Source organism: Gammaproteobacteria bacterium (assembly GCA_013003425.1).
In the GTDB taxonomy this organism is placed as follows: Bacteria; Pseudomonadota; Gammaproteobacteria; order Steroidobacterales; family JABDKV01; genus JABDJB01.
In genome coordinates this window covers 1-10,466 of record JABDJB010000062.1, presented here as the reverse complement: position 1 = coordinate 10,466, position 10,466 = coordinate 1, and the positions used below count along the sequence as shown (strand labels likewise).

Here is a 10,466-nt window from a genome sequence, read left to right as displayed (position 1 = left end):
TCGCTGATCAGCTCGAGCAGATGGTTACCACTGGTGTGTATCAGGCCAGCATATTCAACGGTCGATTCGTCGGCTTTGCCGCCAAGCCCCCCCATCTTCAGAACCTCGGAAAAGCCAATGATCGCGTTGAGCGGCGTGCGCAGTTCATGGCTCATGTTGGCCAGGAAACGGCTCTTGGCAAGATTGGCGGCCTCGGCTACCTGCAGCTGCGCCCGGAGCTGTCGATAGCGCTCACGATAGGTAAAAATATAGAAGACATCACGAATGGCGTCATCATGAAATTTCTCGTCGCGTGGCTCCACCCAGCGCAAATAGGCGGCGAGTAAAACGCTGTAGCTCACGCCGGCTATAGTCTTGCCAGCCAGCTGGCCCCGCAGGATCTCCATAAACCCGCCAGTGCCGAAAGTGAGCACGCTGGAGAACACTACCGCATCAAAAACCAGCACGCTGAGCAGGGTCAGCAGGATACGGCCGGACTGTGGCATCCAGGCCAGGCGCAGCGTCGCCAGCTCATAGATGATGGCAACAAGCAGAAAATCGGCCAGCAGCAGCAGGGTGCCGGCGAGGAACACGCCGGGCGATACCTGGAACAGCTCTATGGGCACACCCACAAAACTCGCGCTGCCGGAATGCGTCAGCTGATAGCTGGTGAACCACAGCAGGGCCGTCAGCACGATGTTGGCAATCACGATGCCGAATATCAGTGCACGGGCGGTGGGGATATCGGTGCGCAGATACACCAGCAGGATGGCAAACAGCGACGCCGGAAACAGCACCGATGAGCCTGGTGAAACAGTTATTCCAGGCGCAATGATCACATACACCGCTGCGGCCAGAACCACGCTCAGGTACTGGTTCGTGCCGACCAGCAGGTACAGTGGGCCAAGCGAAATCCGTTCGCGCAGGCGGAACAGCGCCATTATCGTGCAACTGACGAATAGTATCTCCAGAAGCAGTATGGAGACGGCTGTGAGATTGAAATCCGGCATCGTTAGTGTTGCGCGGTCGCAGGGCTGGCGCTAGCCTACTAATTTACCCCGGCCGTTGCGAGTGCCGCCAGTTGAACGACAGCGCCGCGAAAAAACGATCGATTGCGATCGTCGAGGACAATCCTGACAACCTGTTGCTGTTGCGCGTCCTGCTGCAGGACCTGTATACGCTGCAGGAGTACCCGGACGGCGTGCTGGCGGTCGAGGGTATCGTCGCCAGCCCGCCTGACCTGGTGCTGATGGATATTTCCTTGCCGCGCATGGATGGAGTCGAGGCACTGCGCGGGCTGCGTCGTCACGGGCTGAAGAGCCTGCCGGTCGTTGCCCTGACTGCCCACGCCATGGTGGGCGACCGTGAGCGTTTTCTCGCCGAAGGCTTTGACTACTACATCGCCAAGCCAATCCTGGATCGCGCGCAGGTAATCGAACCGATCGAGCAGCTGCTAGCCGGGCTGGATGTGACCTGAACGCAACACCAGCATTTTTTCTATCGACATGTCGTGCATGGTGTAGGGGATTCCGCCAACACCGAGCCCGGAATGGCGCAGGCCGGCGAATGGCATGGCGTCGACGCGAAACGCCGTGTGATCGTTGACCATGACGGCCGAGGCGTCGAGTCGTGTATAGATTTCCATCGCCCGATCGAGATCACGGGTAAACACCGCACCCTGAAACGCGACCGGCAAAGAATTTGCCGTCTCCAGCGCCGCGTCCAGATCGTCATAACCGTAGACGCAGACTACCGGCCCGAACACTTCCTCGATGCTGACGCGAGCGTCGGCCGGCGGGTCGAGCAGCACGGTGCAGGGGTAGGTGCTGTCACTCAGCGGGTCGCCGCCGCTGAGCCGGGTGGCGCCGGCGGCCACCGCCTCGGTTACCCATTCGTGGACGCGTTCGACTTCAGCCGGTCGGATAAGCGGGCCAATTTCGGTTTCAGGCGACGTCGGATCGCCAATGCGCAGCTCGCGGGCGCCAGCTGCAAGCCGTTCGGCAAAATCGCGTGCAATGTCGCGTGGCACAAATACCCGCTGTACTGAAACGCATACCTGGCCGGCGTGATAGAAGCCGCCTTTCAGGGCAGCGGCGACAGCCGCGTCCATGTCGGCGTCATCGAGGACGAACATCGGCGCTACACCGCCATGCTCGAGCGCGCAACGCGCGCCGGGAGCGAGCTGTGAGCGCAGATACCAGCCGACGCGCGCCGAGCCAATAAAACTGAAAAACGCCACTCGCGGGTCGGTGACGAGCTTTTGTGAAACCTGCGTGTTGGCGGTAATGACGCACTGGCACCAGTCGGCGGGCAAACCGGCCTCGCGCAGTATTTCGACAAACCGCAGGCAGGAGATGGGCGTGTCGCCGGCCGGCTTGACCACGACCGGGCAACCGGTGGCAACGGCCGGTGCAACCTGGTGCACTATGAGGTTAAGCGGGTGATTGAACGCACTGACCGCAACGACGACACCGATCGGTTCGCGGCGGGTGAAGGCGATCCGGTCGGTTGACGAGGCCGTGCCGGCCATTGGAATGAATTCGCCCTGTTCAGTGCGCAGGTGCTCGATGCACAGCTTCACACCGTCAATAGCGCGCGTCACCTCTACCCTGGAATCGATCAGCGGTTTGCCGCCTTCCTGTGCGGCCTGCCGCGCCAGGCTTTCGGCTTCCGCACTCATGATTTCGGCGGTTTTTTCCAGGATCGCAAGCCGTTGCGGGATGCTCAGCCAGCCGGCACGGTCGCGGTACAGGGCCTGCGCCGCAGTCATCGCAGCCTCGATGTGGGGTTCGTCAACGGTCGCACAGCGCGCAATCAGCTTGCCATCAAATGGTGCTGTAACGTCAATTTCGCCGGCTGCAGGACGGTCGCCGGTGCTCATTATCGGGTATCGCTTTATATCGGCCATGTCAGTCTCCCCGTACGTTGACGCAAAGTGTAGTTGAGGCTCAGCTGCGGCGCCTGACAGAAACTATATTGGGCAGGTTACTGATACGCAGCATGATGCGGCTCAATTCCTCGAGACCGCTGATTTCCAGCGTCAGCTCGAAGCTCGCTGACATGGTCTTTTTGTCTGTACGCGTGTTCATGCCAACTATGTTTATTTTTTCTGCTGACAGCAGCGAACTGATGTCCTTGACCAGCCCCTTTCGGTCATGCGCCTCGATCGTGACATCGACCGGGTAGGTGCTGGGACTGTCGCCGCCCCAGCTGACCTCCAGTACGCGATCGTGGTGAACATCCGCCAGGCGCAGAAAGTTTGCGCACAGCCGACGATGAATGGTAACCCCGCGACCAACCGTGATGTAGCCAGCAATAAGGTCCGGCGGAACCGGGCGACAACAGCGTGCATAACTTGTCATCAGGCCGCCGACACCTTCGACACGAATGCTCGATTCTTTCTCTTTACTCGGCGCACGTAGTTGCAGTTCCGGTTCGTCGTCGTTATCAGGCGCGACGCGCTGCTGTACCGCCTGGGCAATCTCGGTAACCGTTATGTCGCCTGTGCCCAGGGCAACATACAGTTCCGTGCTGTTACCGAGGCGTAGCTGCCGTGCCAGCTGTTCGCTATTGACATCGCCGACGCCGAGCCGCTGCAGCTCGCGTTCGAGCAAGCCGCGCCCCTGCTCGATATTGTGTTGCTGGTCCTGGCGGCGAAACCACGAACGCACTTTTGTGCGGGCGCGGCTGGAGCCGAGGTAGCCAAGCTGAGGAATCAGCCAGTCGCGACTCGGATTGCCGGTCTTGGCAGTAATGATCTCCAACTGATCGCCGTTTGTGAGCTTGTAGGTCAACGGGACGATACGGCCGCTCACCTTGGCACCACGGCAGCGGTGACCAAGTTCGGTGTGCACGTAGTAAGCAAAATCCAGAGGCGTCGAGCCCTGCGGCAGATCAATGATGTCGCCGCCCGGCGTCAGTGCATAAACACGGTCCTCGAACAGGTCGGCACGGAATCGTTCAATGAAATCATCGGCAGCGTCCTGACTGTCACCAGGTTCGAGCAGGCTGCGAACCCAGCGGATCTTGCGTTCGAAAGCAGCGTCCGAGCCCGACAGCTCGCGGGCCTTGCCTTCCTTGTATTTCCAGTGCGCTGCCACGCCCAGTTCGGCATGAGCATGCATCTCGTGTGTGCGAATCTGGATCTCGAGCGTCTTCTGCCCTGGCCCGATGACGGCGGTGTGCAACGAGCGGTACAGGTTCTCTTTCGGTGTTGCGATGTAATCATCGAACTCGCCAGGCACCGGCGGCCAGCGTCCATGCACAGCGCCGAGAATGGCGTAGCAGTCAGCAACAGATTCAACCAGTACGCGGACAGCGCGAATATCGAATATGTGATTGAAGTCGAGCTGCTTGCGCTGCATCTTTTTCCAGATGCTGTAGATATGCTTGGGACGTCCTTCCACGCTGGCGACGACACCCAGCTTTTCAGCTTCCTGCTGCAGCGTCGCGACAACCTCGCGGATAAACTCCTCTCGCTCAACCCGCCGTTCCTTGAGCTGTTTTGCGATGGTCTTGTAAGTATCCGCCTCGAGAAAACGAAACGCCAGGTCCTCCAGTTCCCATTTCAGCTGCCAGACACCAAGCTTGTTCGCCAGGGGTGCAAAGATTTCGCGGGTTTCCATTGCCACGCGATGGCGCTCATTATCACTGGCCTGTTTCGCGCTGCGCATCCGGTCGAGCTGGTTGGCGAGCAGCACCAGCACCAGCCTGACGTCCTCGATAATCGACAGCAGCATCTTGCGCAGCGCTTCGGCCTGTCGTGCATCAAGACCGGACTCGAGCTGTTCGGGCAGCGAGAATTGCCCCAGCCGCACCAGCTCACGCGCCATTTCGACAGTATCGTCGGCCAGCTGGCCGCGCAGCTCCCGGCGGCTTACCAGGCCTTGTTCCAGCAGCGGATAGACGGTTGCAGCCGCGGTCACGGTGGCGCCGACACCCAGTCCGGCGACGATTTCGCCAATGGCCTGGGCGCGCCTGGCGACGGCTTCGGCCTGTTCCTGCCCACCGGTAGCGACACAGTGTTCCACGATGTCGCGGGCAACCTGAACAGGATCGTCCGACTTGTGCTGGTCTGGCGTTGTTGCGTTCAATTTTTACCCGGTTGCTGAACCGAACCGGCCGTGTGTGAAAGGGCAAAAACCGTTATCATACAGACTTTCAGCGCGCCGCCACTGAACCACATGGTGGCTGGCGAGTCTCACTACAACGGAGCAGGTGAACAGGACGCGTGCATGAATAAAAGCAACGTCTTCAGGACGTTTATGGCTGTGGCAGCTGTCATGGCTGCAGGCCCGACACTCTCCGATTCCCTCGATCTGAACCTCAACGACGATGCCGCCCGGCTTACGTTTGCGCGGACTGTCTATGAAGGGAAACTTGAGGCGGATGCGGGTTGGTTGCATCACCAGGATCGCGGCGATGTTATTTCGGTTTCACTGGGCCGGGTCGGCGAGGCCGGCGGCGGCCAGCAGTCGATAACCGCTGCTATCGGTGGGCGTCTTTACGCGCTGGATCCGGAGCTGTCAGGGCCTGGGCAGGACGGCTTCGCTCTGGGCGTCGGCGGCTTCTTTCGGATGAAGCTGGCCGGCTACGATCGCATCGGCTTCTCCGGTCACGGATATTTTGCGCCCGACGTGCTCGCATTCGGTGACGCGAAAGACATGGTGGAAATTGCCGGACGCATTACTTACAGCGTCTTGCGTGAAGCTGACATCTATCTGGGTGCCCGCTACGTAAAGGCAGGCTTTGAGGGCACAGACGCCAGATTTGATAATGGCCTGCACATTGGTATCAGGCTGGAGTTCTGATCCAACAATGGCAGGCCACAGTAAATGGGCAAATATCCAGCACCGCAAAGGGGCGCAGGATAAGAAACGCGGCAAGCTGTTTACCAAGCTGATCCGCGAAATTACCATCGCCGCGCGTATCGGTGGTTCCGATATCGCTTCCAATCCACGGCTGCGCCTGGCTGTCGACAAGGCCAAGGCTCAGAGCATGCCCAAGGACAACATCGAGCGCGCGGTAAAACGCGGCGCCGGCGAACTGGACGGCGTGGACTACGAAGAGGTGCGATACGAAGGTTACGGCCCCGGCGGTGTTGCGGTTATGGTTGACAGTCTTACCGACAACCGTAACCGTACGGTTGCCGAGGTGCGGCATGCGTTCAGCAAGTTCGGTGGCAATCTTGGTGCCGACGGTTCAGTGGCGTACCTGTTTCGCCAGGTTGGTCTGCTCAGCTACCCGGCGGGTAGCAGCGAGGACCAGATCATGGAAGTTGCGCTCGATGCGAATGCCGAAGATGTCGTGACCAATGATGACGGATCAGTGGACGTGCTGACCGATCCGGTCAATTTTGAACAGGTGCGCGATGCAATGGTGGCCGCCGGGCTGCAGCCGGACAGCGCCGAGGTAACCATGCTGGCATCGACCCAGGCGACACTGGACGAAAACGGTGCCGGCTCGATGATAAAACTGCTCGAGATGCTGGAAGATCTCGATGATGTGCAAAACGTCTATTCCAATGCGGAGATCCCGGATGAGATCCTCGCGGCACTGGCTGACTGAGTGAAGCCGGGCACGACCATCCTCGGAATCGACCCGGGTTCGCGGGTTACCGGCTTCGGTATCATTATCGTCAGTGGTGACCAGATGCGTTATTGCGCGAGTGGTTGTATTCGCACCGACAAAATGGAGTTCAACCGGCGGCTGGAGGAGATTTACAACAAGGTCGGCGCGCTGATCAATGAGTACAGCCCGGCGGAGGTGTGCCTGGAGCGCGTATTCGTGCACCGCAATGCCGACAGCGCACTCAAGCTGGGTCATGCACGTGCCGCGGCGATGTGTGCGGTGTTCTCCGACACCAGCACTGGGACGCCGTTGCTGGCCGAGTACAGTCCGCGTCAGGTCAAGCAGGCCGTGGCCGGCTATGGCGCTGCTGAAAAGGACCAGGTCAAGCATATGGTAAGCCGGCTGCTTGCCCTGCAGGGTGACTTGCAGAGCGATGCAGCCGACGCACTGGCCGTTGCGGTGTGTCATGCCAACTCGCGGCGCGCAGCACAGTTGCTTGGTCAGCGTGAGGCGGTGCAGTGATCGGGTCATTGCGCGGCCGGCTGGCGTTGAAGCAGCCACCGGCGCTGCTGCTGGAAGTCGGCGGCATTGGGTACGAGGTACAGGCGCCGATGTCGACTTTTTACCAGCTGCCGGATACCGGAGCAGAGCTGTCGTTATTTACTCACCTGATCGTCCGCGAGGATGCGCGTGAACTCTACGGTTTTGCCACGCTGGATGAGCGTGCCTTGTTTCGCTCACTCATTCGCATATCCGGGGTCGGCGGGCGCATGGCACTGTCGATTCTGTCCGGCATGAGCGCCGAGGACTTTGCCGCGTGCGTGCAGGGCAACGACGCTGCAACGCTGGTCAAGATACCGGGCGTCGGCAAGAAAACTGCCGAGCGGCTTATCGTGGAAATGAAGGATCGTCTCGCAGATCTCGGCGCCGCCGGGACGGTTGCGACTGCCGGCAGTGGCGGGGCGCAGCAGGAAGCACACAGCGCACTGGTTGCGCTGGGCTACCGGGCCCCCGAGGTCGCGCGCATGTTGCGCGATATTGACACCGACGGCCGCAGTGCCGAAGACATTATTCGACAGGCGCTGCAGACGCAGACGGTGGACAGCAAATGAGCCTTGAACACGACCGCCTGGTGACCGCACGCAGCGACAACGAAGACGAAGCGATCGATCGAGCTATCCGGCCGCGCGAGCTGGACGAATTTGTCGGTCAGGAAGCCGTCAAGCAGCAGATGAACATTTTTATCACGGCGGCAGCACAGCGTGGTGAGGCGCTCGATCATGTGCTTATTTTTGGTCCGCCCGGTCTGGGCAAAACGACCCTGGCGCATATCGTAGCCAACGAACTTGACGTTAACCTGCGCCAGACGTCCGGGCCGGTACTGGAAAAGGCCGGCGACCTCGCTGCATTGCTGACAAACCTCGAGCCACGCGACGTGCTGTTTGTCGACGAGATTCACCGTCTGAGCCCGGTGGTCGAGGAAGTGCTGTACCCGGCGATGGAGGACTACCAGCTCGACATCATGATTGGTGAAGGCCCCGGGGCGCGCTCGATAAAGCTCGACCTGCCACCGTTTACCCTGGTCGGTGCGACCACGCGCGCGGGCCTTTTGACATCACCTCTGCGTGATCGATTCGGCATTGTGCAGCGGCTGGAGTTTTATTCCGCCGAAGAGCTGACGCAAATTGTTCGCCGGTCCGCGCAGATTCTGGACCTGCCGGTCGATGCCGACGGCGCCGCAGAAATCGCAACGCGTTCGCGCGGCACGCCACGCATCGCCAATCGGCTCCTGCGACGCGTGCGGGACTACGCGCAGGTCAAGGCCTCTGGCGAGGTTAGCGCCGCGGTCGCGCGTGATGCGCTGGACCTGCTCGATGTGGACGGCTTCGGCTTCGATCCCATGGATCGCAAGCTGCTGCTGACAATTATCGAAAAATTTGACGGCGGACCGGTCGGGGTGGACAGCCTCTCGGCGGCAGTCGGCGAGGAGCGTGGCACCATCGAAGATGTGCTTGAGCCCTACCTGATCCAGCAGGGTTTCATTATGCGCACGGCCCGTGGCCGTATCGCCACGCCGAATGCCTACCGCCACTTCGGGCTGAAGCCCGGTGCGCCACCGGCCAGCATGCCGCTGTTCGATGAAGACGACTCCGGCTGACGCGGTGGATAAACCCTTTTCCTGGCCGGTGCGCGTTTACTATGAGGATACAGACGCCGGCGGCGTGGTCTATTACGCTAACTACCTGCGATTCCTGGAGCGTGCGCGTACCGAATGGTTGCGGGCCGCCGGGGTGGACCAGGCGCGGCTGCGCGAGGAACAGGGCATTATTTTCGTGGTCGCAGATGTACAGGTGGAATACCTGCAGCCTGCAAGGCTCGACGACATGCTGGAGGTAACCGTGGAAATCGCACGCAGCGGCCGTGCCAGCCTGAATTTCGGCCAGCAGGTACATCGTGGTGACGCAACGCTGTGTCGCGCAACGGTGCGGGCAGGATGTGTCGGGGCCGACGATTTCCGGCCGCGCCGGTTGCCGCAGTCGTTACGGGGGATGCTCGGCTGAACATGGAAATGTCTTTTCTCAACCTGATTCTCGAAGCCAGCCTGGTAGTCCAGCTGGTGATGCTGTCGCTGTTGCTGGCATCCATTGCCTCGTGGGCGATCATTATCCAGAAACGTCGCGTGCTGCGTGGCGCACGCGAAACCTCGGACGAATTTGAGACCAAGTTCTGGTCCGGCGGTGACCTGGAAAACATGTACCGCAATCTGGTGACCCGCGATACTAATTCGGTGGCAATGGAGGGGATTTTCGAGTCCGGCTTTTCCGAGTTTGAAAAGCTGCGGACCCAGAGTGACGTTTCCGCCGACAAGATGCTGGAAGGCGCGCGCCGCGCCATGAAGGTGTCTCAGATGAAAGAGATCGATCGCCTGGAGCAGAGCCTGGCAACACTGGCAACGGTTGGTTCGACCAGCCCCTATGTCGGCCTGTTTGGCACTGTCTGGGGCATCATGAATTCGTTTCGGGCCCTCGGCAACGTACAGCACGCAACGTTATCGATGGTGGCGCCCGGTATAGCCGAGGCGTTGATCGCTACCGCCATGGGCCTGTTTGCCGCGATACCTGCAGTCATCTTCTACAATCGCTATGCCGACCAGGTCGACCGGCTCGAGAGTCGATTCGACACGTTTACGGAAGAATTCTCCGCCATCCTGCAGCGCTACGCGCGCCCCGGAAACTGACATGGCGCGCCAGGGTCGCAGGCTGATGGGCGAGATAAACGTCGTACCGTATATCGACGTGATGCTGGTGCTGCTCATCATCTTCATGATCACCGCGCCACTGCTCACGCAGGGCGTGGAGGTAGACCTGCCCGCAGCTGATGCCGAGCCGCTCGATACCGAGCTGTTGCGGCAGACGGAACCGCTGATCCTCACCGTGACATCCGTTGGTGATTTTTACCTGAATATTGGCGCGGATGAAGACAAGCCGGTTGAACCACGCATTATCGTTGCGCGTGCCGCTGCGGTCCTGCGGCGCGAGCCAAAAACGCCCATGCTGGTGCGCGCCGACAAGGCGGTGCCCTATGGCCGCGTGGTCGAGGGCATGGTGCTGCTGCAAACCGCCGGGGCGGAAAAGGTCGGCTTCGTCACGGATCCGCCCGAGGTGCCGCCGGTCGTCCGGCAGTGAATCGTAGTCATGCAGCCGGGTTATTACACAGCGCTGTTCTATTCGGTCGTGTTACACGGCCTGCTGCTGGGTTTTCTCGCAGCCAGTTTCGGCTGGCAGCAGTTTACCGCGGCATCCGAGTCGCCACCGCTGGCGATCCAGGCGGCGGTAGTCGACGAATCACTGATCGCGGCCGAGCTGGAAAAACTGCAGGCCGCAGACGAGGCCATCCGGGCTGCCGAGGTGCAGCGT

The 10,466-nt window shown here is 60.5% G+C and carries 13 protein-coding genes; 10 read left to right on the top strand and 3 right to left on the bottom strand.

Features of this window, described 5'->3' with window-relative positions; all coding sequences use genetic code 11:
- A partial coding sequence (locus HKN06_09230; protein ID NNF61494.1) for a hypothetical protein occupies positions 1–989 on the bottom strand: 989 nt, incomplete at its 3' end.
- Positions 990–1,060: 71 nt separating this feature from the next.
- Between HKN06_09230 and HKN06_09225 the strand changes: the two genes are divergently transcribed.
- A complete protein-coding gene (locus tag HKN06_09225; GenBank protein NNF61493.1) occupies positions 1,061–1,456 on the top strand; it encodes a response regulator in 396 nt (131 codons plus the stop codon).
- On the opposite strand, the gene HKN06_09220 is transcribed toward HKN06_09225, so the two are convergent.
- Together HKN06_09220 and HKN06_09215 are read right to left on the bottom strand one after the other, a co-directional pair.
- Entirely contained in the window at positions 1,433–2,887 is a 1,455-nt protein-coding gene (locus HKN06_09220) for an aldehyde dehydrogenase family protein (GenBank protein ID NNF61492.1), read from the bottom strand. The genes HKN06_09225 and HKN06_09220 overlap by 24 nt on opposite strands.
- Positions 2,888–2,927: 40 nt before the next feature.
- Positions 2,928–5,072 carry a bifunctional (p)ppGpp synthetase/guanosine-3',5'-bis(diphosphate) 3'-pyrophosphohydrolase gene (locus tag HKN06_09215; protein ID NNF61491.1) on the bottom strand — a complete coding sequence of 715 codons (2,145 nt, stop codon included), beginning with the start codon at positions 5,070–5,072 and terminating at the stop codon, positions 2,928–2,930.
- A 141-nt stretch (positions 5,073–5,213) separates the two neighbouring features.
- Here HKN06_09215 and HKN06_09210 point away from each other — a divergent pair, with 141 nt between their 5' ends.
- The 9 genes from HKN06_09210 to HKN06_09170 form a co-directional block, all read left to right on the top strand.
- Positions 5,214–5,789, top strand: coding sequence for a hypothetical protein (locus HKN06_09210; protein NNF61490.1), 576 nt, complete (start codon positions 5,214–5,216; stop codon positions 5,787–5,789).
- A gap of 7 nt (positions 5,790–5,796) precedes the next feature.
- Positions 5,797–6,546: a YebC/PmpR family DNA-binding transcriptional regulator gene (locus tag HKN06_09205; protein NNF61489.1), complete on the top strand. Its 750-nt coding sequence runs from the start codon at positions 5,797–5,799 to the stop codon at positions 6,544–6,546.
- A complete protein-coding gene (gene ruvC, locus HKN06_09200) occupies positions 6,547–7,071 on the top strand; it encodes a crossover junction endodeoxyribonuclease RuvC (protein NNF61488.1) in 525 nt (174 codons plus the stop codon).
- On the top strand, positions 7,068–7,661 hold the full coding sequence (gene ruvA, locus HKN06_09195; GenBank protein NNF61487.1) for a Holliday junction branch migration protein RuvA: 594 nt from the start codon (positions 7,068–7,070) through the stop codon (positions 7,659–7,661). The genes ruvC and ruvA overlap by 4 nt, the downstream gene beginning before the upstream one ends.
- On the top strand, positions 7,658–8,707 hold the full coding sequence (gene ruvB / locus HKN06_09190; protein ID NNF61486.1) for a Holliday junction branch migration DNA helicase RuvB: 1,050 nt from the start codon (positions 7,658–7,660) through the stop codon (positions 8,705–8,707). Before ruvA ends, ruvB begins: the two co-directional genes overlap by 4 nt.
- Entirely contained in the window at positions 8,688–9,110 is a 423-nt protein-coding gene (gene ybgC, locus HKN06_09185; protein NNF61485.1) for a tol-pal system-associated acyl-CoA thioesterase, read from the top strand. The genes ruvB and ybgC overlap by 20 nt, the downstream gene beginning before the upstream one ends.
- The gene (tolQ, locus tag HKN06_09180; protein NNF61484.1) at positions 9,107–9,787 is read left to right on the top strand and encodes a protein TolQ; all 681 of its coding nucleotides are present in this window, start codon (positions 9,107–9,109) and stop codon (positions 9,785–9,787) included. Before ybgC ends, tolQ begins: the two co-directional genes overlap by 4 nt.
- A 1-nt stretch (position 9,788) precedes the next feature.
- On the top strand, positions 9,789–10,235 hold the full coding sequence (gene tolR, locus HKN06_09175) for a protein TolR (protein NNF61483.1): 447 nt from the start codon (positions 9,789–9,791) through the stop codon (positions 10,233–10,235).
- A gap of 9 nt (positions 10,236–10,244) precedes the next feature.
- On the top strand, positions 10,245–10,466 hold a 222-nt coding region (locus HKN06_09170), incomplete at its 3' end, for a cell envelope integrity protein TolA (GenBank protein NNF61482.1).